This is a genomic window from Pseudooceanicola lipolyticus, assembly GCF_002786325.1.
Lineage (GTDB): Bacteria > Pseudomonadota > Alphaproteobacteria > Rhodobacterales > Rhodobacteraceae > Pseudooceanicola_C > Pseudooceanicola_C lipolyticus.
Genome location: NZ_PGTB01000044.1, coordinates 1 through 21,685, shown reverse-complemented (window position 1 = coordinate 21,685; position 21,685 = coordinate 1). Strand labels below are relative to the sequence as shown.

The window sequence follows — 21,685 nt, the reverse complement described above, 5'->3', positions numbered from 1 at the left end:
GCCGCCTTATCCGCCGGAAGTGCCGGAAACCTCAAGCCCCTGTGCGCGGCGCCGGCCCGACAGGTGGCTGATGGCGATCGAGGCCAGCACGCAGCCGGTGAACAGGTACAGCCCCCAGGCGGTGTCGACCCGGGCATAGCCGACGCCCTTCACCACCACCACGTAAAGCGCGATCAGGAACACGTCGGCCATCGCCAGCTTGCCCAGGATTTCCAGCGCGGGCAGCACCTTGCGCCGCATCATGCCGAAATGGATCAGCGCCAGGCCGATGGTTTTCAGATAGGGCGCGAAGACGGCCAGGAAGGTCACCAGAAGCGCCAGCGCCACGTCGCTTTGCCACAGGCTTTGCAGGCCCGAGATCACCGAGATTTCAGACACCCCGAACAGCGGCAGGTCGATGCCCGCACGCAGCAGCGGGGCGAACCAGGAGACCGGGAAAAGGAGGAGCAGGGCGAGGTTGGCAAGTTTCAGCATCGGGGGTCCTGCGAACGGCAAGGTGATCAGCACCTAGTGACGGGGAAAGGGCTGCACAAGCCTGATTTTTCCAGAGTGTCCGACGCCGGATTTGTCTGCGCCAGATATAAAAAAGTTGATATCATCGGATGCTCCGGCCGGAGCGAGCGCCAATCATTGGTGCGGACGACCCAATAATTGACGCGCTGTTAAGAAAGTTGCGTGATAAGTTTGCCGAACCAGTCAGAGGCGTGAAACATGACAAACTGGGCAAACCGCAATGTGGGCGAAGTTGTGCTTGCCGGTTTCGGCGTGCTGGCGGCGGCGGCCATCGCCTTTGCCTTCAATGTCGGTCAAAATGCAACCACGCTCCAGCAGGTTCAGAATGAATTGAGGGCACAGGGCAATGTTCTGGCATCGCTGCGTCAGCATATCGACGACAGATTTGACCAGTTGGAAAGTCGCTTTGACATCACTCAAACCGATCTCAAGGCGATTTTGACAGCGACCGCCGCAGTGGACAGCGGCGATGTATTCTACGCTGCCATGATCAATGGAGCGGTCTGGGTGTTTCCCGACAAAACGCTCAGCGTCAAGTTGCGGGACCGAGGTTTGACGCCTGAGCCGGTGAACACCTTCCTTGTTGGATACAAGGTTGTTCCCGTCTTTCAACCTCGCTAGGCCACCCCGCAGGTCGGCGCTGGCGCGGCGTTTACCGCACCGCTTCGATCGGTCCTTCGGCACGGCCGTGGATGAACTGGTCGAGATAGGGATCGCCGGAATGGTCCATCTCGCTGACCGGGCCGGTCCACTGGATCACCCCGTCATGCAGCATCGCCACATTGTCGGCAATTGCCCGCACCGAGGACATGTCGTGGGTGATGGTCAGCGCGGTGGCGCCCATCTCGGTCACAATCTCGCGGATCAACTCGTTGATCACGCCCGCCATGATCGGGTCCAGCCCGGTGGTGGGCTCGTCGAAAAAGATGATCTCGGGATCGGCGGCGATGGCGCGGGCCAAGCCCACGCGTTTCTGCATCCCGCCGGAGAGTTCCGCCGGCAACAGATCGGCCACCTCGGGTTTCAGCCCGACGCGGCGCAGCTTTTCCACCGCCAGCGCCTTGGCCTCGTATTGCGGCCGCTTCAACGCCCCGCGCAGGTGGCGAAAGGCGACATTCTGCCAGACCGGCAGCGAATCGAACAGCGCACCACCCTGGAACAGCATGCCAAAGCGCGACAGAAACGCATCGCGGTCGCCCTCGGTGGCGTCGCGACCATCGACCAGGATGCGCCCCGAATCCGGCGTCACCAGCCCCAGCACGCATTTCAGTGTCACCGACTTGCCGGTGCCCGAGCCGCCGATGATCACCATCGAGGTGCCGCGCGGCACATGCAGGTTCAGGCCGCGCAGCACGCGGTTCTCACCGAAGGTCTTGCTGACGTTTTCCAGCCTGATCATACCGAAAAGAAGATCCCCGTAAGCACGAAATTCGCGGCAAGGATCAGCACCGCCGCCGCCTCGACGCTGTTCTTGGTGGCGCGGCCGACACCCTGTGCGCCGCGTTCGGATTTCATCCCGTAATAGCAGCCCATCAGCGCCGCGATGGTGCCGAAGGCGGCCCCCTTGACCACGCTGGAGATGATGTCGCGCAACTCCAGGAACTCGACGGTGTTTTTCAGATAGGCGGCGGGGTTGAAACCCAGGTTGCGCACCGCCACCGCATAGCCGCCGCCGATGCCGATGATATCGCCCAGCGCCACCAGCAGCGGCACGGTGATCAGCGCCGCCAGCACCCGCGGCACCACCAGGTATTTCATCGGATGGGTCGACAGCGTGACCAGCGCGTCAATCTGCTCGGTCACTTTCATGGTGGCAATCTCGGCGGCGATCGAAGACGTCACCCGCGCCGCGATCATCAGCCCCACCAGAACCGGGCCCAGTTCGCGCACCATGCCGATGGCGACGATCTGCGGCACCACCGCCTCGGCATCGAAACGGGCGCCGCCGGAATAGATCTGCAACGCCAGCGCCCCGCCGGTGAAGATCGCGGTCAGCCCGACCACCGGCAGCGACAGCCAGCCGATATTGATCAGCGCCACGCCCAGCTCGCGCGGGTAAAGCGGCGGCAGGAACACATGGCTGACGGTGCGCCCGGCGAAGATGGCAAACCGGCCCATCGCCGCGAACAGCAGCAGGGTCATTTCGCCGACAAATCCCAGAAAGCCAGCAATCGCGGTCATTCGGTATAGCTCCGGGTATAGCGCGCACCGAGGCTGGTCAGAATCTCATAGCCGATGGTGCCGACCGCATCGGCGATATCATCTACCGTCTGCTGCGGTCCGAACAGGGTCAGAAAGGCCGGATCGCCCTCAAGATCGGTGATGTCGACGGTGATCAGATCCATCGACACGCGGCCGACCGCGGGGCAGGGCGTGTCGCCGTCGTAAAGGGAAAATTTCGAACTCAGCCCGCGCAGGATGCCGTCGGCATAGCCGGCCGCGACCGTGGCGATGCGGCTGGGCCGCGTTGCGGTCCAGGTGTTGCCATAGCCCACGGTTTCGCCGACCTCGACCGCGCGCTGCTGGATCACCGGCAGGTCCAGGCGCACCACCGGCTGCGCCTCGGCAAAGGGCTGACCGCCATAGAGCCCGACACCGGGGCGGGCGAGGTCAAAGTGATAATCCGGCCCCAGCAGGATGCCCCCGGTGGCCGACAGCGACCGGGGCAGGTTGCAATCCTCGGTCATCTCGACAAAGGCGCGCAGCTGCTTGGGGTTCATCTCGTGCTCGGGTTCGTCGGCGCAGGCCAGGTGCGACATGATCAGCACCGGGTCCAGCGACAGTGCCACCTCGCGCAGTGCCGCCCATTCCGCCGGTTCCAGGCCCAGGCGGTTCATGCCGCTGTCCAGCTGGATGCCAAAGCGCTGGCCGGGCAGGGCCTCGGCATGGCGCAGCATCTGGTCGACGGTGTTCAGCATCGGCGTCAGGTCGTGATCGCGGATCAGGGCGGTGTCGCCCTCCATATGGCCGGAAAACACCCCGATCATCGGCCCCGGCCCGATGGCCTGGCGCAGGGTGGCGCCTTCTTCGGCGACGGCAACGAAAAACCGCCGCGCCCCGGCCTGTGCCAGCGCGGTGGCGGCGGGGCCGACGCCGATGCCATAGGCATCCGCCTTGACCACGGCGGCGGTTTCGCAGGCGGTTTTTGCGTCCAGCGCGCGCCAGTTCGCGGCGAGCGCGGCCAGGTCGATTGTCAGGTGTCCACTGCTCATTGCGCTCTTGTCTGCGGCGAGCCGCGGGGCGTCAAGGGGGAAAGGCCAGCCGGCGGGCGAAGGTCTGCGCATCCGGAGCGATGCCGCGGCGGAAGGGTGATTTTATTGCACCGCGTGCGATCCCGGGCCGGGACCACGCCACGCCAGTCTGCCGGGCCTGATCTTAGGGCGAAAAGAACTGCTGCTGATTGCGTCGCCAGATTTCCTCGCCGACCAGGCAGTTATAGCCCTCGGCCCGGTACAGGCTGGCAGTTTCGCGCCGTGGCAGCCCGGCGATTTCCAGCACCAGCTTGCGGCGCACCGCCTCGGCGAACTGGTCCCAGGTCTTGACCGGGATCATGAAAGAGCCCGGTCCACCGATCACGCATTCGCGGTAATAGACATCCAGATCGGAAATCCCCCAGCGCAGCGAAAACTCGTCCTGGGTCATCAGCGGCAGGCCGTTGATCACGATCCCGCGGCCCAGAACCTCGTTGCGGGCGGCCAGAACCGGGCGGCCCTGGTTGTTCGGCCCGTCGCCGGACACATCGATCACCCGGCGCAGCCCGCGAAAGGCATTGGTTTCGAAACTGTCGGCGGCATAGACCAGCGCCTCGGAGATCGAGGTGCGGCGCATGCCCCGATTGTAATATTCCACCAATCGTTGCGCCACCGCGTCGGCCTGCTCCGGCGTTTCGATCAGCGTCCAAGGCACGATCACCGTCTGCGAATGCGAGCCGGCCCATTCCACATAGGTCACCGCGATGCGGCCGATCATCCCGCCAGCAATAGTGCCCTTGACCTCTTCGCTGGCCAGGGCGGCGGAATAGCCCTTGCGCTGGATTTCCAGCTCGTAAGGCGACATCGAGCGCGACACATCGACGGCGAGGAACAGTTCGACATCGACCTCGGTGATTTCAATTTCGGATTGGGCCCAAACCGGGACAGCAAACAGGGAAAGCAGGAAAGCAATCAGATGGCGCATGTTACCATAGCGCCAAAGGCGGCTGGCTTTGTCTACTCACGTTTTGCGCGAGCATGCAGAATCCTGCCTTTTTGCGGCATTCGCGGTCTTGTCGGCGGGCTTTCGGGCGCGGGCAGGCGGCCGTGATTCGGCGATCAGAAGCTTTCGTCGCGGTCCTGCTGCCAGGGTTTGACCAGGTTGCCAAAGCGGGTAAAGCGGCCCTCAAAGCTCAGTTCGACGGTGCCGATCGGGCCGTGACGCTGCTTGCCGATGATGACTTCGGCCTTGCCATGCAGGCGTTCCATACGCTCTTGCCAGGCCGCCATTTCGTCCAGCCGGTCATCCGAGGGTTTTTCCCGCTCGGCGTAATATTCCTCGCGGAACACGAACATCACCACGTCGGCGTCCTGTTCGATCGAACCGGATTCACGCAGGTCCGACAGCTGCGGGCGCTTGTCGTCGCGGGATTCGACCTGGCGGCTCAGCTGTGACAGGGCGACCACCGGAATGTCGAGTTCCTTGGCGATGGCTTTCAACCCCTGGGTGATTTCCGACACCTCGTTCACCCGGCTGTCCTTGGCCGAGGCCGGGCGCACCAGCTGCAGGTAGTCGACGATCAGGCAGTCCAGCCCATGGGTCCGCTTCAGCCGTCGCGCCCGCGCCGCCAGCTGTGAAATCGGCAGCGCCGGGGTGTCGTCGATATAAAGCGGGCAAGCCTCCAGCGCCTTGGCGGCATCGACAAAGCGGCGGAACTCGGCCTCGGTCATGTCGCCGCGGCGGATTTGTTCCGAGGGAACTTCCGAGGCTTCCGACAGGATCCGTGCGGCCAGCTGCTCGGCGCTCATTTCCAGCGAATAGAACCCGACCACGCCGCCATCCACCGCGCCCTCGGCGCCGTCAGGCAGGCGGCCGCGCTTGTAAGCCTTGGCAATATTAAAGGCGATATTGGTCGCCAGCGAGGTTTTGCCCATCGACGGCCGCCCGGCCAGGATCAGCAGGTCGGACCGGTGGAGACCGCCCAGCTTCTTGTCCATATCGACCAGCCCGGTCGAGATCCCGGCCAGCCCGCCTTCGCGCTGATAGGCGGCGTTGGCGACGTTCACCGCATCGGTGACCGCCCGCAGGAAACTCTGGAACCCGGTCTCGCTCTGGCCCTGTTCCGACAGTTTATACAGCCGCTGTTCGGCTTCGACGATCTGCTCTTTCGGCTCGCTGGAGATCTCCACGCGTGCCGCCTTGTCCGAGATGTCGCGGCCCAGCGCGATCAGCTCGCGCCGGATCGCCAGATCATAGATCATCTGCGCGTAGTCGCGCACCGCAAAGGCGCTGATCGCGGTGCCGGCCAGCCGGGCCAGGTAGGCCGGGCCGCCCAGTTCCTTCAGCCCCTCGTCATCCTCCATGAACGCCTTCAGCGTCACCGGCGAGGCCAGCGCGTTCTTGGCGATCCGCGCAGCGGCGATCTCGTAGATGCGGGCATGCACCGGGTCGTAAAAATGTTGCGGCCCGATGATCGAGGCGATGCGGTCGTAAACGTCGTTATTGGTCAGGATCGCGCCCAGCAACTGCTGTTCAGCCTCGACCGAATGCGGCAGCGCGGTCGCCTGCGCTGTTTCGTCCTGCGAAGGATTGAAACTGGTAATTTCGTTCATTTTGCCCGCTGCCCAAATTCGGTCTTGTCTGCTGCCGTGGTGACGACCGGTTCTACAGAAGTTTTAACAGATTCCTATCTGGAAATCCCTGTGGATGAGCACGGGATAAGCCGGGTGGAACCCGCAAAACGGCATGATCTGGTAGAGCGCTGAACCGCTGCCACTGCATATTGCGGCGAGTGTAGCGAAGTCGCGCCGTGTTGAACAGGTGACAGATGGCAATTTTCCGCAGGCATTGCGCGCCGGCGCCGCAATAGGCGCCGGTCGCGAAACCGGGCCGGTCAGCTTTCCTGACGTGCCGCCTGCCAGCCGCGCGGGTCGGTGAGGAAGGTCTCGACCCCCGACAATGTTTCGACATCAAAAGCGCCCGAGTCGCGCGCTTCGGCCAGGACATCCCACCAGGTGCACAGGTGATGCAGCGCAACGCCGTGATCGCCCAGGGTTTTTACCGTCTCGGGGAAAATCCCGTAATAGAAGATCACCGCGGTATGGGCACAGGTGGCGCCGGTGTCGCGAATCGCGTCCACGAAGGACAGTTTTGATCCGCCATCGGTGGTCAGGTCCTCGACCAGCAGCACCCGGTCGTTTTCGCCCATGACGCCCTCGATCCGGGCGTTGCGGCCATAGCCCTTGGGCTTCTTGCGCACATAGGTCATCGGCAGGCCCATGCGCTCGGCGACCAGGGCGGCAAAGGGGATGCCCGCGGTCTCGCCCCCGGCGATGTTGGTAAACGCCTCGAACCCGGCCTGGCGCATCACCGTGACGGTCAGGAAATCCATCAGGGTCGAACGGATCCGCGGATACGAGATCAGCTTGCGGCAGTCGATATAGGTGGGCGAGGGCAGACCCGAGGCCAGGGTAAAGGGCTCGCGCGCGTTGAAATGCACCGCCTGGATCTCCAGCAGCATGCGCGCGCTGAGGCGGGCCATCTCTTTCTGATCGGGATAGGAGGTGGGGATCATCGCGCTGTCCTCTCTGGCCGGTTTTCCGGGGCATAGAGGAGCGGCGCGCAAATGAAAAGCCCGCACCGAAAGGCGCGGGCTTCACAGACAGATGAAAGGTTCAGAACAGGAAGTCGTTCGCGCTCAGGTCGCTGACCGACACATCGACCAGGCGGATCGAGTTGCCAATGCCGTCTTCGATCAGCGCGTCGCCATTTACCTCCGAGATGTGGTTGTTCTTCAGGTCCTTGAACGATTTGATCGTGTTGACGCCGGAGAGGTCGATCTTTTCGGCTTTCCCCTTGGTCTGGAAGTCATGGATGGTGTCGTCGCCGAACTTCCGGCCATCGAAGATGAACTTGTCATTTCCGCCGTCGCCGTAAAGGTCGTCGTTGCCATTGCCGCCATCCAGCTGGTCCTTGCCTTTGCCGCCCCACAGCGTGTCGCGGCCGCCAAGGCCGAACAGCTTGTCGTTGCCGCCTTCGCCTTCCAGCTCGTTCTTGCCGTTGTCACCGGTGATCCGGTCGGCATTGTCGGAACCGCGCACATTCTCGAAGTTGCGCAGCGTGTCGCTGTCGCCGAAGCCGTCGGTGGCGGTGCCTTTCTTGAGGTTCACGGTCACCCCGGCGTCGCCGCCGTAATTGGCGTCGCGGTCATAGCGCACCTCGTCGCGGCCGTTGGCGCCGTTCAACACATCGTCGCCGGCCAGGCCGCGAATGATATTGTCGCCGCCATCGCCGATCAGCGTGTCGTCATACAGCGACCCGCGCAGCATCTCGATGCTCACCAGCTTGTCGGTATTGCCCCAGCCATCGGTCGCGGTGCCGGTGCCCAGATTGGCGGTGACGCCGGCCGGGTCGTTGATGTGGAAGGCCACCTGGTCATAGCCCTTGCCGCCCTTGTAGGTGTCGGCGCCTTTGCTGCTGACGAAATAGTCATCGCCCTTGCCGCCGGACAAGACGTCCTTGCCGCTGGTGCCGTACAGCTCGTCATCTTCGGTCAGGCTGTGGCCGTCCAGCTCGGTCCAGCGGATGCTCTGGCCGGGCGCGAAGGGGTCGGTGGCTGCGCCGATGGCGGTGATGCTGTCGTCGAAATTGTTCCAATCTGCGACGGTGTTTATGGTCGGCAGCGGGGCGCCGTCCAGCACGAAGAAGAAATCGGTGTCGGACTCGTTGCCGGTTTCAAAAGCGACGCCCAGAACCGTTGTCGTGCCGCCCGACCAGGTGACCTTGGTCAGGATCGCCTCGTCGTTGCTGTTGTCGTCCAGGAACTGACCGTTGAAGGTGATTTGTTGCAGGTTCTCGTTGATCTCAACGATCGGAACCCCTTCGTCGTAGTAGTCGATCGTGTAGGTGAAGGACGATTTTTTGGAGGGCATCACCAGAACGGTTTCAACCGTGCCGACGGACACGGGATCGCGATCAAAATAGTCAATCTGAATGCCGGTGAGGGTAAGCGTCGTCATAAATAGTGCCTTTCACAGTCATAGTACCCGCCGGAACCGCACCCCCAGCGTTGGTGCCGGCCCAGTGGGAGTAGGTTGCGTGAGCGGTTCAGGCAAGCCTGCAGGTTCTGCGAAGCAGGATAAGCTCTTACGGGTTGCGAAAATGTGTCAGCTTGGCTGCCAGCGCAGATCAAAGCCGGGGTCGAACACGGTGACCGGCCCTTCTTCGGTTTCGATTTGCGCGGGAACACTGAAAACTTCGCCCTTGGTCAGGGTGATTGTTTCCTGGTTCACCGGCAGACCGTAAAAGGCCGGGCCGTGGCGCGAGGTGAACCCCTCCAGCCGGTCGAGCGCACCCTCGTCTTCGAAGACCTGGGCGAGAATCGCCAGCGTGTTGGTCGCGGTAAAGCAGCCGGCACAGCCGCAGGGCAGCAGCTTGTTCGCGTCGGTATGCGGCGCACTGTCGGTGCCCAGAAAAAACCGCGCCTCGCCCGAGGTGGCGGCGGCGCGCAGCGCCAGGCGGTGGGTTTCGCGCTTGGCCACCGGCAGGCAGTAGTAATGCGGCCGGATGCCACCGGCCAGGATGTGATTGCGGTTGATCACCAGGTGATGCGTGGTGATCGTGGCGCCCAGGTCGTCGCCCTGCGCACGGACATAGGCCACCGCGTCGGCGGTGGTGATATGTTCCATCACCACCCGCAACCCCGGCGTGGCGCGGCGGATCGGGTCCAAGATTCGGTCGATGAACACCGCCTCGCGGTCGAAGATATCCACCTCCGGGTCCACCACCTCGCCATGTACACACAGCGGCAGGCCGATCTCGGCCATCTGCTCCAGCACGCCGCGTACCTTGTCGAAATCGGTCACCCCCGAGGCCGAGTTGGTCGTCGCCCCGGCCGGGTAGAGCTTGACCGCCTTGACCAGCCCTGAGGCATGGGCGGCAGCCACATCCGCCGGGTCGGTCTCTTCGGTCAGGTACAGCGTCATCAGCGGCTCGAAGGCCATGCCGTCGGGCAGGGCGACGCGAATGCGGTCGCGATAGGCGGCGGCCTGCGCCCCGGTGACCACCGGCGGCACCAGGTTGGGCATCACGATCGCACGGGCGAAATGACGGGCGGTTTCGGGCAGCACGGCGCGCAGCATGGCGCCGTCGCGCAGATGCAGGTGCCAGTCATCGGGGCGGCGGATGGTGAGCGTCTGGGTCATGGCCGCTGCGCTAGCACAGCGCCGCGGGCGAGGCCAGTCTTCTCAGCCGCGCTCGGGCGGGAGCGGGAATTTCCCGGCGCGCGCGTCCTTTTCCAGCAGGTCTAGCCGCCGCCGGAACTTGGGCGCCTTCATCCGGGCGATCACGTTGCGGCACAACAAGGTGTTCAGATAGGGCCGGTCATCGGCATCCAGCCGCTGCATCAACGATCTGAGATAGCTGGGATTGTCGCGCCGCGCGCGATACAGCCGATAGAACGAGGCGCGGCTCAGCTTGCCGGCGCCGGCCATGAACAGCAACCGGTACAGCAGGTCCATTTCGATCAGGCGGGTCTGCAGCGCGCTGCCCATGAACGGCATCCGAAGCCGGGTGACATTCGAGCGCGCGAACAGCGCAGCGTGCATCGCGTCATGTTCCTCGCGCGGGTCATAAAGGATAAACGCCCGCTGCGCCGCGTCCAGCATGTCGGGGGCATAGCCATAGCGGTCGGTGAACGAGGTGCGGCGCATCTCGGTAAAGCGCGGATCCCATTCCGTCATCGCGGTTTCCAGCGTGGCCTGCGGCTGCACCGCAACCACGGTGGCGCCGGGCGCGGCCACCGAAAACGCCGCGGCGGCATAGCCGCAGGGCCCGGCGCCGTAAAACACCACCCGGTCGAATTCATCAAAGGTGCCGTTATCAACCAGGCTGTCGAAATAGGCATAGACCGCCGGGTCGCGGAACCAGGTATCGCCGTTCGAGATCAGCCCCAGATGCGACCAGCCCTGGGTGCGCACCAGGTCAAAGCCGAAGGGCTGCGCGGTCTCTGACAAGGCGCGGATGCCCTGGACGGTTTCGAACGTCACCAGCAAGGTGGATTTCTGGCGGATCAGGGTGGTGAAATGGCGTTTCCCAAGGTCGTGGAATTCCCCGAATTCCTGCGCCAGCGACACCAGCCGGTTCTTCCACATCGCTGCATCGAGGCCGGTGAGCGGCGCATCGATCTTGTCGGAAATATCTTGCATAGCCCCAATTCCCAGGTCCCGGACACACTTAAATCCAGCTCCCGAGTCTACGCCAGCAAAACCCGGCAAAACCGGGGCTGTTCCGGGGGAAAGGGGGGTTAATTTAAAGTCTTTTGCCGACAATGCCGCCCTCGGGGCGTTATTGTTTCCGATCCTCGCGCGCCTGGGTTGCAAAGCGCATCAGCGTGCGCGCCGCGCCCAGCTCGACCGGGCGGGATGGCGGGGTCATCATCAGCCGCCCCAACAGGGCGCGATAGGGCTCCTGCAACATCAATTCGCGGAACCGGCTGTGCCGCCACTGCACGGCCTGCTCATGCAGCGGGCCCAGCACCCGGTCACCCAGAAGATCCATCCGCATCGCATGGGACTGCATCGACAGCGCCTGGATGCTGGTGTCGATCTCGGTGCAGAAATTGCGTTCGACCCAGTAATCGACGTCCAGCAGGTGGTCGGAATGTACCGCGCGGCCGCGATCGGCCTTGAGCACGTAACTTTCCATCGCGCCCAGCGGATAGTGGTTCAGCTGTACCAGCCGGTAGTTCGGCCGCCCGTAGTTGGAGAAAATGCGGCGCGTCTTGAATTGATCGTCCAGCTCGCGCCCCTCGCCATCGAACCAGCGGGCCTGGTCCAGCCGCGACTCGTCAACATCGCGCGGGCGGTGCACCCCCAGTTTGCGATAGGTGCCGTCGTTGCGGTACAGCGTCTTGAACATCGCCGAGCGCCACGACCAGTACATCACCTCGGGCGCGCAACGGGTGAATACCTCGGTCACCGGCCGGTCCTCGAAACGGATCACGTCGGCATTGCCGAACAGCCGCCAGGTCAGGGTGATCGCCGTCGCCTCGGGCAGTTCCGCCAGCAACGCCGATACGCTGTGATCGCCGGCATGGATGTTGACGAACTCGTCGATGTCCAGCGGCAGGATCCAGTCCGCCTGTTTGACGATCTCAAGACCGCTGGCCGCCTTCAGCGCGGTGAACTGGATGCCGCCCTTGTCATAGGGGCCGTCATTGCGGTGGTGTTCCAGCCAGCCCAGCTCGGCCAGCCGGTCCAGCATGGTGTCGGTGCCGTCCTGGCAGTCGTTGGAAAACACCAGGAAATCGGTGAAGCCGCAGGCGCGGTGATGGGCCAGCCATTCCAGCAGGAAGGCGCCTTCGTTCCTGACCGTCAGCACCGCGAGGATTTTCTGACCCGTTTCAGGCACGGCGCGGGCTCAGCTTTCCATGTCCAGCGCCAGCGCATAGGCGGCGCGCTCGGTGCCGTTCAACCGGACTTTCAGGGCCTGCTCGTACAGTTCCTGGAACTCGGGCTGGGCGTGCAGCTCGGCCGCCTTGGCACGGTGCCAGTCCAACCCGCTGTCATGCCGGGCGCGCAGCACAGGATCCGACATCAGCCGGTCATATTCGGCGCGCAGGCGCGGGATGTTGCGCTTGATCGTCAGGTCGCGGTGATCGGACCAATCCATCCGGATCCAGTAGTTCAGCCCGATCGACCGGTCGACATGCAGGGCGCGGCCACGCTGGCGCTTGATCAGGAAACTTTCGGCGCTGCGCAACGCATAATGGTTCAACTGGACCAGGTCATAGCCGATCGACTTCTTCGAATTGCGCCAGCCGTTCTTCGCCGCTTCCTGGGTCATGTCGCGGCCCGAGCCGTTGACCCAGCGCACCTTGTCCTCGAACCCCTTGGCCAGCTTATTGGGCCGGTGGCACGAGATCTTTTCATAGGCGCCGATATTGCGGAACATGGTCTTGAAGCCCCAGACCGTATGCGGCTTGGGGCAGTATTTCGGCGCGCAGGTCTCGAACTGGTCGATGACGAAATCGTCGCGCAGCTCGCGAATGTCATTGTGGCCGAACAGGCGCCAGGTCATGGCGATATTGGTGGCCTGGGGGGCGCGGGCGAACAGATCGTCCAGGGTGCCATTGCCACAGCGCACATTGATGAACTCGTCGACATCGATATGGATGATCCAGTCGGCGGTCTTGATCACCGGTTCGTCCAGCGCCCGGTTCAGCGCGTGCTGCTGCGGCGAGTTGCCCTGCCAGTCATCGTTCAGCCGATGCTGGACCACGCCCATTTCCTGCAACCGGTCCAGGATCTGGTCAGTGCCGTCTTCGCAGCCATTGGTATAGATCAGGAAATTGTCGACGCCGATGGCGCGGTGATAGGCCACCCATTCGACGATATAGGGCGCCTCGTTCTTCATGCAGCCAACGATGACATTGCCCGAAGACCCCTCGGGCAACAGACGTGGCGGCGCCGGATCGAAGGCGGCGGCCAGATCCTCTTCGTTGACCCGGCCAAGGCGATTATGCGGGGCATAGGACGAGGTTTTCAGCGTCTCGTATTTGCGCATCGCCAGCGGCGGCATCACCGCCCGTGCGGCGGGCGAGGGCCGGGGTGGTTCGGGTTGACGCTCGGCCGGTGCGGGCTCGGCCGCAGCCTCGGCCGGGTTGCGCCCGCTTTCGGTGGCCCGGTCGATCCGGTACATATAGGCGACCAGGTATTGCGAGGCGCGAAACCCCATGCCGGGATCGGCCTCGGCCCAGGGCGCGCGGCGTTTCGGTGCGCGCAGCAGGGCCGGGGACAGGCCCGGATGCTCGTGCACCAGTTCGTCCAGATCGTTGCGGAACAGCGTGGAGATTGCCGCGAGGCTGCCGGGATCGATGGCATCGCCGCCGATCTCCAGCTCGCTCACGAAGGACCGCCACAGCTGGCGCGGCAGGCTGCGGTCGCCGCGCTTTAGCAGCCGCAGCAGCAGCGCGTTCAACTGCCGCCCGCGTGCCAGCCAGGCGGCCGAGGGGGCGGCGGCGATCTGTCCGGCATCGGCCAGGCCGATCTGGCCGTCGACCCCGAAGGCGGTGCAGATTTCATCGGTCACCGTGGGCGCGGCAAAGGCGGCGGCGTCATAGCTGCGTAGCGAGACCGAGCCCAGCCCGAACTCGCCCTCCCAGAATTCCACCAGGGCCGGATAGTCCAGCCAGAACGGCGCGCCCTGTACCTCTTCGAACTGGCCGGCGGCGGGATCGATCTGCGGCAGCCGTTCGATACAGTCCACCCACCAGTTGCCGCCGCGCGCCAGCGTCAGTTCCTGCTCCAGCGGCGTGGCGCGGCCTTCGAAGATCTGGTCGGCATAGATCCGGGTCAGCAGGCGGGCGGGTTCGTCGATATGGGCGACGATGCGGATATCGTCCGACAGCGGCATCAGCATCGCGTGCAGCCGCGCCAGTTCCGAGCGGCGGTGCAGCGAACTGCCCAGCTGTGCCGCCGACAGGATCAGCGTTTCCGGCCGATAGCGGTCGACCTCGCGGGCCAATTCCTCGGTTACCGTTTCGCGCAGCAAGGCCTGGCGGTCGGCGTGTTCGAAGCCCCGGTTGAACCGCAGCGGATCGACATGGTCGGGATCGGTCACCGCCATATACAGCCGGGTGTGATTGCGGCTGCCCGGCGCATGGGCATAGAGCACGCCCAGATCCAGCAGCGCCTCGCGCCGCGCGTCCATCACCTGTTGCAGGCGCGGTGCGCCGACATGGTCGGGGCCGATATGCAGGACGATCCGCATCAGGCGCGCTGCTGTACCGGATTGGCGTTCAACCGGCCCCACCAGGGCAGGTCGCGGCCCAGGAAGGCGCCGATCTTTTCCGGCGCCTGCGGATCGGCAATGTCGAATTCAAGGAAATCAGAGGCGCCGTCGAAAAACGCCGCCAGATTGCCGTAATGCCCGTCGATCCAATCCTCGCGTTCCTTGCTGGTCTCGCCGAAACCCGGCGGCAGGCCGGGCACGGCGCTTTCGGGCAGCCGGCGGGTGCCCAGGTTGGACCAGGCCAGCATCGATTGCGACAATTCGAACCGGTCGCGGCGCGAGGCAAGGAATTTGACCCCCGGATGATGCGCCCGGAGCGCGCGGATCAGCGCGAAATCGGTCTGCGGCCACAATGATTTGCTGCCACGCAACATGCTCATCTCGGAAATCGCCTCCACCTGCGGGATCAGCGCCGCGGGATCGCCGGTTTCGAAATAGCCGCGATACAGAACCTCGGCAACATAGGCGCCCTTCAGCGCCCCGTCGGCGCTGTGCCGTCCGCGCAGCCGATAATCCGCCACCCGCAACCCCGACAGGCGCAGCGCCCGCGCCAGGGTGGTGGTGCCGGTTTTCGGCAGTCCCAGATTGACCGCCACCAGGCTCATGAGGCGAGCCCGAGCCGGGTCAGCAATTCCGCCTCCTGCGGCGGTAAGGGGTGGGCGGCGCGCAGCTGATCGCGCATCGCGGCAATATCGGGCCGTTGCAGCAGCGCATCGCGATGAGCTTCGTGCGATGCCACAGCTTTATCGTGCAGGGCCTTGATTTCCGGATCAGATTTCAATTCGGTCAGGGCCGCCTGCAGCGCCGGCAGATAGCGCCGGATCGACTGGTCCTGATAGGCGCCGTCATTGCGCTCGCGCCAATAAGTGTCGTCAAAGGCTCGGTTTTCGCGATTCACGTCGCCGCGGTCGGTCTTGACCAGATAGCTGTCCAGGCTGCGCAGCGCGTAGTGGTTCAGCGTTGCAAAGGCGCGGCTGTCCTTGGCGCGGAACCGGCGGATACGGCGCGGGGTCGAGGCCATGACAAAGCGATGCTGAACCTGCCGCCCCGACGCGTCGGTCCAGAGCGGCCGTTCCTCAGCCGGCAGATCGCGCCGCAAAAAGGGCCGGTGGGCGCCGTAATAGCGCAGGGGAAAATCTTGCCGGACCAGGGTTTTCACCTCGATTGCCAATTCTCCGCACCAGATATCCGGATTGTGGCTGAGGTCAAACTGTTCGATCACCGGCCGGTCCTCGAACCGCTCGATCCCGCCATTTGCGAAGAACTGGAAATTGACCGAAATCGCCTGCGGGTCGCCGCAGGCCGCGATCAGCGCCGGGATGCTGTGATCGCCGGTATGAATGTTCAGGAACTCGTCGACATCGGCAATCCAGATCCAGTCGGCCTGTTTCACAACCGCCTGTTTCCGCGCGTCTTTCAGCGCCTCCATCTGGTAGTTGCGCCCCTGCGCCGGGTTCGGCAGGTGCTGCACCAGTCCGCGCGCCGCCAACGCATCCAGCAGCCGGTCGGTGCCGTCGCTGCAATCGTTGGAGTAGAACAGGAAATCGGTCACCCCGATCAGCCGGTTGAAGGCAATCCATTCCAGCAGGAACGGCCCTTCGTTTTTCACGCAGGTTACCGCGGTGATCCGCATGTCACCTTCTTTGCTGCTCATCCGTCTGCTCGCCCCGGTCCCCGTTTCCGCGTCGGCTCAGGGCGCCCTTTTGTTTACGCTGTCCTGACACTATCTCTGGATTCCGTCAACATTACGCCGATTTTCGGGTATTTGCGACAGGCCGGGCCGCAAGCGGTTGCTTGACAGTGACCGGCAGACATAAGCTGCCAGGGCGCAAAGGACGATGCCGATGACCACTCCCACCACCATCGACGCGGTACAGGACATGCTGGGGCGCCAGGGCTATGTCTGCGGCCGTGCGCTGGCCACCGTGGTGTTCCTGGCGCTGCGGCTGGGCCGCCCGCTGTTCCTGGAGGGCGAGGCCGGTGTCGGCAAGACCGAGATCGCCAAGGCGCTGTCCGCCGCGTTGGGGCGGCGGCTGATCCGGCTGCAATGTTACGAGGGGCTGGATGCCGGCGCCGCGGTGTATGAATGGAACTTCCCGGCCCAGATGATCGCCATTCGCACCGCCGAGGCGCAGGGCGGTGCCGATCGCGACCAGTTGCAGCAGGAACTGTTCGGCCCCGATTACCTGGTCGAACGGCCGCTGCTGCAGGCGATGCGCCCGGACGAGAACGGCGCGCCGGTGCTGCTGATCGACGAACTGGACCGCACCGACGAACCCTTCGAGGCCTTCCTGATGGAGGCGCTGTCGGATTTCCAGGTGACGATTCCCGAGCTTGGCACCATCAAGGCGCCGGAGCCGCCCATCGTGATCCTGACTTCGAACCGCACGCGCGAGGTGCATGACGCGCTGAAACGCCGCTGTCTGTATCACTGGGTCGATTACCCCGATTTCAGCCGCGAGCTGGAAATCCTGCACAGCCGCGCGCCCGAGGCGGCCGAAACCCTCAGCCGCCAGGTGGTGGCCTTTGTCCAGCAACTGCGCACCGAGGACCTGTTCAAGAAACCCGGCGTCGCCGAAACCATCGACTGGGCGAAATGCCTGCTGGCGCTGGACGTGATCGACCTGTCGCCCGAGGTGATCGCCGACACGCTGGGCGCGATCCTGAAATACCAGGACGACATCCAGAAATTGCAGGGCAGCGAGGCCAAGCGCATTCTCGACCAGGCGCGGGCCAGCCTCGAACCGGCATGATGCCGCGCTTGGTGACAAAAATGACGGGTGCGGGGCGGTTAGGCCGGCGAGGGCACAGCGGTGCCTGAATACGCTCCGCTCGACATCCCCGAACATCCGAAGCTGGCGCAGAACATCCTGCATTTCGCCCGCGCGCTGCGCAAGGCCGGGATGCCGGTGGGAACCGGGCGGGCGATCGATGCCATCCGCGCGGTCGAAATGGCGGGCTTCACCGAGAAACGCGATTTCTACTGGACGCTGCACGCCTGTTTCGTGTCGCGCCCCGAACATCGGGCGGTATTTGCCCAGATCTTCCGCCTCTATTGGCGCGACCCGCGCTATCTGGAACATATGATGGCGATGCTGCTGCCGGCGATGCGCGGCGTGCAGGAGGACCGCGCCGCCCAAGCCGGGGAAAAACGCGCGGCCGAGGCGCTGCTGGACGGCATCCAGCCCGATGTGCCGACACCGGAGTCCGGCCCCGAGGATGACATCCAGATCGAGATCGACGCCTCGCTGACGATGTCCTCGGAAGAACGGCTGCGCACGCTGGATTTCGAACAGATGAGCACCGAAGAGATCGCCCAGGCCAAGCGGATGCTGCAAACACTGGAGCTCCCGGTGGCGCCGATCCCGTCGCGGCGCGGGCAGCGGGCGCTGTCGGGCGGTTGGATCGATGGCCGCCGCACCCTGCGCGACGCGATGCGCCAAGGCGGCGAGATCCACGACCTGGCACGCCTGTCGCCGCGCCCGCGCTGGCCCAACCTGGTGGTGCTGTGCGACATTTCCGGCTCGATGAGCCAGTATTCGCGGATCATCCTGCATTTCCTGCACGCGGTGTCCAACGCCAAGGGGGCCGGCTGGGCCAGGGTGCATGCCTTCACCTTTGGCACCCGGCTGACCAATATCACCCGGCATCTGAACCAGCGCGACGTCGATCAGGCGCTGGCCGCCGCCGGCGCCGAGGCGCAGGACTGGGAAGGCGGCACCCGCATCGGCGCCTGCCTGCACAGTTTCAACCGCGACTGGTCGCGCCGGGTCATGGGGCAGGGCGCGGTGGTGCTGTTGATCACCGACGGGCTGGACCGCGACGATCCCGACAAGCTGGCCGGCGAAATGGAGCGCCTGCACCTCTCGGCCCGGAGGCTGATCTGGCTGAACCCGCTGCTGCGTTGGGATGGATTCGCCCCCAAGGCGCGCGGCATCGCCGCGATGCTGCCGCATGTCGACAGCTTTCGCGCCGGGCATTCCGTCGCCTCTCTGGAAGACCTGGCAAAGGTCATTTCCCGGCCCGAGGATGTGGGTGAGAAGGCGCGCCTTATCAGCATGTTATCGGAATAGTTGCATCCGGAAACGCAGTTGTGATGCAACCTTTCGACTGGCTCGGCGTTAAAGTGGCCAAGCCCGCGCGAGCGGCAGGAGAGAGGAAATCCTATGCGACAGTTATTGAAATCGACGACCGCCCTGGTGCTGGCCTCGGCCCTTGCCGTGCCCCAACCCCTGTGGGCACAAGGCGAGGCCGATCCGGAACTGGAGCGCAGGGACCAGCTCTTGCAGAACCAGGCCGACCAGGCGCATCAGCAGGCGCAGGAAGCCGCCGCCGAGGAAGCCCGGAAAGCGGCGGAAAAGGCCGAACGCCAGGCCGAGCGTAAGGCCGAACGCCAAGCCGAGCGCAAGGAAGAGCGCAAGGCGGAACGACAGGCCGAACGCCAGCAGCAGCGCCAGGAACAGAGCGAAGTTGATGCCGAGGCCGCGGCACATGCCGAGGCCGAGGCAGCGGCGAACGCCCAGGCCGATGCCGAAGCCAATGCCGAGGCGCAGGAGGAAGGTGAACTGCCCGATTCCGATCAGGCCGATGTTGATGCTGCAGAGATGGAGCGCCAGCAGCGGCGCGAACAGCGTCGGGCGGAACGCCAGGCCCGCCGTGCCGCCGAGGCCGAGGCCGAAGCGCAGGCTGCCGCCGCTGCCTCGGATGAGGCCGATGGCGAGGTGATCGAAGAGCGCATCACCGACGAGAACGTGCGCAGTTCCGACGAGGAATTTGCCGCGGCCCCGCAGGCCACCGCACCGGCCGCCGAAGAGGATGACGGCATTTCCGACCTCGGCAAGATCGCCATCCTGGGCCTGGGCGCCTTGGCCGTCGGCCAGATGCTGAAAAACGGTGACCGGGTGGTGTCGAACTCGGGCGACCGGGTGGTGGTGCAGACCGATGATGGCATGCGCGTGCTGAAAAACGACAACGTGCTGCTGCGCCAGCCCGGCGCCGATGTGCGCACCGAAACCTTCTCCGACGGATCCACCCGCAGCTATGTCACCTATGCCGACGGCACCCAGGTGGTGACCGTGCTGTCGGCCGAGGGCCGGATGCTGCGCCGCACCAAGATCCTGCCCAATGGCGAGCAGGTGGTGCTGTTTGACGACACCCGCACCGTCGAGCCGGTGGAATATACCGAACTGCCGCAGATGCGCGGTGACTCGATGCGCTATGAGGGCACGGCGGTCAGCGACGACAATTTGCGCCGCGCGCTGATGGCAACCCAGCCCGCCAATATCGATCGGCGCTTCTCGCTGTCCCAGATCCGCAATATCGACGCGGTGCGCTATCTGGTGCCGGAAATCGAGGTGGAAAGCGTCAAGTTCGCCACCGGCTCGTCGGCGATCGGCCGCGACCAGGCCCAGGAGCTGGCCGCCTTGGGCGGCGCGATGCGGGAAGCGATCCAGGCCAACCCCGCCGATATCTTCCTGATTGAAGGTCATACCGATGCGGTTGGTGCCGAGGATTACAATCTCATGCTGTCGGATCGGCGCGCCGAAACCGTGGCGCTGGCGCTGACCGAGTATTTCGATGTGCCGCCGGAAAACATGGTGGTGCAGGGCTATGGCGAATATGACCTGCGGGTGCAGACCCAGGACGCCGAACGCGCCAACCGCCGGGTGGCAGTGCGCCGCATCACGCCGCTGCTGAACGGCGGTACCTGATCCAAGCCGGCGAAACTACGCGCGTCGCCCCTTGCCTTAGGGGGGCGACGCTTCTTATGTCTGGTCCAGCTTGCACGCCCGGAGGCGGAGATGGACCGGTTCGACAACATTCCCGAAACGGCGCTGAGCTGGCACCGTGACGGTGCCGGGGCGGCGCTGGCCACGGTGGTGGAAACCTGGGGCAGCGCCCCGCGCCGCATCGGCGCGCAACTGGCTATCTCCGGCGATGGCCGCATCGAAGGCTCGGTGTCCGGCGGCTGCGTCGAAGGCGCGGTGATCGTCGAGGCGATGGAGGCGCTGGAAGAGGGCGCGCACCGGTTGCTGGAATTCGGCGTCAGCGACGATGACGCCTTTGCCGTCGGCCTGGCCTGCGGCGGCACCATCCGAATCCTGGTCGAACCCGTGGGCAGCGCGATGCCCGCAGCGCTGCTGGCCGATCTGGTGCGCGCGCGCGCCGATCGCAAGGCGATGGCCTATGCGGTGAATGTCGAAACCGGCGAGCGGCGGTTGGTCGGGCCCGAGGCGTTTCCAAACCGGATGCGGATGGACCGCTCGGGATTCGAGGAGGACGCGCAGACCTTTGTCGCCGTGCACAACCCGCCGCTGCGGCTGGTCGTGGTGGGCGCGGTGCATATCGCCCAGGCGCTGGTGCCGATGGCGCGCATTGCCGGCTATGACCCGGTGGTGATCGACCCGCGCGACACCTTTGCCTCGCCGGCACGCTTTCCCGACACCCGGCTGATGCATGACTGGCCCGACGAGGCGGTCGAAACGCTGGGCCTGGACGCGCGCACCGCGCTGGTGCTGCTGACGCATGACCCCAAGCTGGACGATCCGGCGATCATGGCGGCGCTGAAGGCGGATGTGTTCTATATCGGCGCGCTCGGCTCGACTCGGACCCATGCCAAGCGGGTGGCGCGGCTGGAAGACGCCGGGTTCACCGCGCGGCAGATCGGCCGCATCCGCGGACCGATCGGGCTGGACATCGGCGCGGCGGGACCGGCGGAAATCGCCGTGGCCACCCTGGCGCAGATGACCCAGGTTCTGCGCCAGGGATGAGGTTCGGCCCGGTTCCCGTGACCGAGGCGGCGGGCCATGTGCTGGCCCATTCCGTACAGCTGCCGCAGGGCCGGCTGCGCAAGGGCAAGCTGCTGAGCGCCGAAAACGTTGCCGCCCTGCGCGCCGCCGGCTGGGAACATATTACGGTTGCCCGGCTCGACCCCGACGACATCGCCGAAAACGCTGCCGCGCGGCAACTGGCCGCCGCGCTGCTGCCCGATCCGGCCGCGGCGGGGCTGCAGCTGAGCGAGGCGTTCACCGGCCGGGTCAACCTTTTGGCCGCGGGGCCGGGCCTTGCCCGCATCGACACCGCGCGCGTGAACGCGGTGAATCGGGTGCATCCGATGATCACGCTGGCCACCGTGCCGCGCTGGCAGCGGATGGATCCGGGGCACATGGTGGCGACGGTCAAGATCATC

The 21,685-nt window shown here is 64.8% G+C and carries 20 protein-coding genes; 6 read left to right on the top strand and 14 right to left on the bottom strand.

Annotated features, from left to right (window positions below):
- Nucleotides 1–6 precede the first annotated feature (6 nt).
- Nucleotides 7–474, bottom strand: a complete 468-nt coding sequence (locus CVM52_RS12280) for a paraquat-inducible protein A (RefSeq protein WP_100162789.1) — start codon at nt 472–474, stop codon at nt 7–9.
- 237 nt (nt 475–711) lie between these two features.
- Here CVM52_RS12280 and CVM52_RS12275 point away from each other — a divergent pair, with 237 nt between their 5' ends.
- Nucleotides 712–1,134 (top strand): hypothetical protein, encoded by a 423-nt coding sequence (locus tag CVM52_RS12275; protein ID WP_100162788.1) that lies wholly within the window; start codon nt 712–714, stop codon nt 1,132–1,134.
- Nucleotides 1,135–1,165: 31 nt separating this feature from the next.
- Here the strand turns inward: CVM52_RS12275 and CVM52_RS12270 are convergent, their stop codons facing one another.
- The 13 genes from CVM52_RS12270 to CVM52_RS12210 form a co-directional block, all read right to left on the bottom strand.
- Complete coding sequence (locus tag CVM52_RS12270) at nt 1,166–1,912, bottom strand: ABC transporter ATP-binding protein (RefSeq protein ID WP_100162787.1); 747 nt, start codon at nt 1,910–1,912, stop codon at nt 1,166–1,168.
- The gene (locus CVM52_RS12265) at nt 1,909–2,694 is read right to left on the bottom strand and encodes an MlaE family ABC transporter permease (RefSeq protein WP_100162786.1); all 786 of its coding nucleotides are present in this window, start codon (nt 2,692–2,694) and stop codon (nt 1,909–1,911) included. Before CVM52_RS12265 ends, CVM52_RS12270 begins: the two co-directional genes overlap by 4 nt.
- Complete coding sequence (gene alr / locus CVM52_RS12260; RefSeq protein ID WP_100162785.1) at nt 2,691–3,725, bottom strand: alanine racemase; 1,035 nt, start codon at nt 3,723–3,725, stop codon at nt 2,691–2,693. The genes CVM52_RS12265 and alr overlap by 4 nt, the downstream gene beginning before the upstream one ends.
- A 163-nt stretch (nt 3,726–3,888) precedes the next feature.
- Nucleotides 3,889–4,689 (bottom strand): DUF1194 domain-containing protein, encoded by an 801-nt coding sequence (locus CVM52_RS12255; RefSeq protein WP_100162784.1) that lies wholly within the window; start codon nt 4,687–4,689, stop codon nt 3,889–3,891.
- A gap of 134 nt (nt 4,690–4,823) precedes the next feature.
- Nucleotides 4,824–6,317 carry a replicative DNA helicase gene (locus tag CVM52_RS12250; RefSeq protein ID WP_100162783.1) on the bottom strand — a complete coding sequence of 498 codons (1,494 nt, stop codon included), beginning with the start codon at nt 6,315–6,317 and terminating at the stop codon, nt 4,824–4,826.
- Nucleotides 6,318–6,598: 281 nt separating this feature from the next.
- Nucleotides 6,599–7,279 (bottom strand): orotate phosphoribosyltransferase, encoded by a 681-nt coding sequence (locus CVM52_RS12245; protein WP_100162782.1) that lies wholly within the window; start codon nt 7,277–7,279, stop codon nt 6,599–6,601.
- A 100-nt stretch (nt 7,280–7,379) separates the two neighbouring features.
- Nucleotides 7,380–8,723 (bottom strand): calcium-binding protein, encoded by a 1,344-nt coding sequence (locus CVM52_RS12240; RefSeq protein ID WP_100162781.1) that lies wholly within the window; start codon nt 8,721–8,723, stop codon nt 7,380–7,382.
- A gap of 147 nt (nt 8,724–8,870) precedes the next feature.
- Nucleotides 8,871–9,908: a dihydroorotase gene (gene pyrC / locus CVM52_RS12235; RefSeq protein ID WP_100162780.1), complete on the bottom strand. Its 1,038-nt coding sequence runs from the start codon at nt 9,906–9,908 to the stop codon at nt 8,871–8,873.
- A gap of 42 nt (nt 9,909–9,950) precedes the next feature.
- On the bottom strand, nt 9,951–10,910 hold the full coding sequence (locus CVM52_RS12230) for a phosphoadenosine phosphosulfate reductase (protein WP_100162779.1): 960 nt from the start codon (nt 10,908–10,910) through the stop codon (nt 9,951–9,953).
- A gap of 139 nt (nt 10,911–11,049) precedes the next feature.
- Nucleotides 11,050–12,114 carry a glycosyltransferase family 2 protein gene (locus CVM52_RS12225; protein WP_100162778.1) on the bottom strand — a complete coding sequence of 355 codons (1,065 nt, stop codon included), beginning with the start codon at nt 12,112–12,114 and terminating at the stop codon, nt 11,050–11,052.
- Nucleotides 12,115–12,123: 9 nt separating this feature from the next.
- Nucleotides 12,124–14,475 (bottom strand): glycosyltransferase family 2 protein, encoded by a 2,352-nt coding sequence (locus CVM52_RS12220; RefSeq protein WP_100162777.1) that lies wholly within the window; start codon nt 14,473–14,475, stop codon nt 12,124–12,126.
- Complete coding sequence (locus tag CVM52_RS12215) at nt 14,475–15,101, bottom strand: sulfotransferase family protein (protein ID WP_100162776.1); 627 nt, start codon at nt 15,099–15,101, stop codon at nt 14,475–14,477. The genes CVM52_RS12220 and CVM52_RS12215 overlap by 1 nt, the downstream gene beginning before the upstream one ends.
- A complete protein-coding gene (locus tag CVM52_RS12210; protein WP_100162775.1) occupies nt 15,098–16,129 on the bottom strand; it encodes a glycosyltransferase family 2 protein in 1,032 nt (343 codons plus the stop codon). Before CVM52_RS12210 ends, CVM52_RS12215 begins: the two co-directional genes overlap by 4 nt.
- A 211-nt stretch (nt 16,130–16,340) precedes the next feature.
- Here CVM52_RS12210 and CVM52_RS12205 point away from each other — a divergent pair, with 211 nt between their 5' ends.
- The 5 genes from CVM52_RS12205 to CVM52_RS12185 form a co-directional block, all read left to right on the top strand.
- Nucleotides 16,341–17,249: an AAA family ATPase gene (locus tag CVM52_RS12205; protein ID WP_100162774.1), complete on the top strand. Its 909-nt coding sequence runs from the start codon at nt 16,341–16,343 to the stop codon at nt 17,247–17,249.
- 60 nt (nt 17,250–17,309) lie between these two features.
- Nucleotides 17,310–18,569 carry a vWA domain-containing protein gene (locus tag CVM52_RS12200; RefSeq protein ID WP_100162773.1) on the top strand — a complete coding sequence of 420 codons (1,260 nt, stop codon included), beginning with the start codon at nt 17,310–17,312 and terminating at the stop codon, nt 18,567–18,569.
- Between the two features lie 93 nt (nt 18,570–18,662).
- The gene (locus CVM52_RS12195; RefSeq protein WP_100162772.1) at nt 18,663–20,207 is read left to right on the top strand and encodes an OmpA family protein; all 1,545 of its coding nucleotides are present in this window, start codon (nt 18,663–18,665) and stop codon (nt 20,205–20,207) included.
- Between the two features lie 90 nt (nt 20,208–20,297).
- Nucleotides 20,298–21,266 carry an XdhC family protein gene (locus CVM52_RS12190; RefSeq protein ID WP_100162771.1) on the top strand — a complete coding sequence of 323 codons (969 nt, stop codon included), beginning with the start codon at nt 20,298–20,300 and terminating at the stop codon, nt 21,264–21,266.
- Nucleotides 21,267–21,283: 17 nt separating this feature from the next.
- Nucleotides 21,284–21,685: DUF8806 domain-containing protein (locus CVM52_RS12185; RefSeq protein ID WP_503128393.1), on the top strand; the 402-nt coding region annotated here is incomplete at its 3' end.

Coding starts and splice junctions, on each gene's coding strand:
- CVM52_RS12190 (WP_100162771.1), top strand. CDS start 20,298: ATGGACCGGTTCGACAACATTCCCGAAACGGCGCTGAGCTGGCACCGT.
- CVM52_RS12210 (WP_100162775.1), bottom strand. CDS start 16,129: ATGCGGATCACCGCGGTAACCTGCGTGAAAAACGAAGGGCCGTTCCTG.
- CVM52_RS12230 (WP_100162779.1), bottom strand. CDS start 10,910: ATGCAAGATATTTCCGACAAGATCGATGCGCCGCTCACCGGCCTCGAT.
- CVM52_RS12215 (WP_100162776.1), bottom strand. CDS start 15,101: ATGAGCCTGGTGGCGGTCAATCTGGGACTGCCGAAAACCGGCACCACC.
- CVM52_RS12245 (WP_100162782.1), bottom strand. CDS start 7,279: ATGATCCCCACCTCCTATCCCGATCAGAAAGAGATGGCCCGCCTCAGC.
- CVM52_RS12205 (WP_100162774.1), top strand. CDS start 16,341: ATGACCACTCCCACCACCATCGACGCGGTACAGGACATGCTGGGGCGC.
- CVM52_RS12255 (WP_100162784.1), bottom strand. CDS start 4,689: ATGCGCCATCTGATTGCTTTCCTGCTTTCCCTGTTTGCTGTCCCGGTT.
- CVM52_RS12280 (WP_100162789.1), bottom strand. CDS start 474: ATGCTGAAACTTGCCAACCTCGCCCTGCTCCTCCTTTTCCCGGTCTCC.
- CVM52_RS12265 (WP_100162786.1), bottom strand. CDS start 2,694: ATGACCGCGATTGCTGGCTTTCTGGGATTTGTCGGCGAAATGACCCTG.
- CVM52_RS12220 (WP_100162777.1), bottom strand. CDS start 14,475: ATGCGGATCGTCCTGCATATCGGCCCCGACCATGTCGGCGCACCGCGC.
- pyrC (WP_100162780.1), bottom strand. CDS start 9,908: ATGACCCAGACGCTCACCATCCGCCGCCCCGATGACTGGCACCTGCAT.
- alr (WP_100162785.1), bottom strand. CDS start 3,725: ATGAGCAGTGGACACCTGACAATCGACCTGGCCGCGCTCGCCGCGAAC.
- CVM52_RS12240 (WP_100162781.1), bottom strand. CDS start 8,723: ATGACGACGCTTACCCTCACCGGCATTCAGATTGACTATTTTGATCGC.
- CVM52_RS12250 (WP_100162783.1), bottom strand. CDS start 6,317: ATGAACGAAATTACCAGTTTCAATCCTTCGCAGGACGAAACAGCGCAG.
- CVM52_RS12270 (WP_100162787.1), bottom strand. CDS start 1,912: ATGATCAGGCTGGAAAACGTCAGCAAGACCTTCGGTGAGAACCGCGTG.
- CVM52_RS12195 (WP_100162772.1), top strand. CDS start 18,663: ATGCGACAGTTATTGAAATCGACGACCGCCCTGGTGCTGGCCTCGGCC.
- CVM52_RS12275 (WP_100162788.1), top strand. CDS start 712: ATGACAAACTGGGCAAACCGCAATGTGGGCGAAGTTGTGCTTGCCGGT.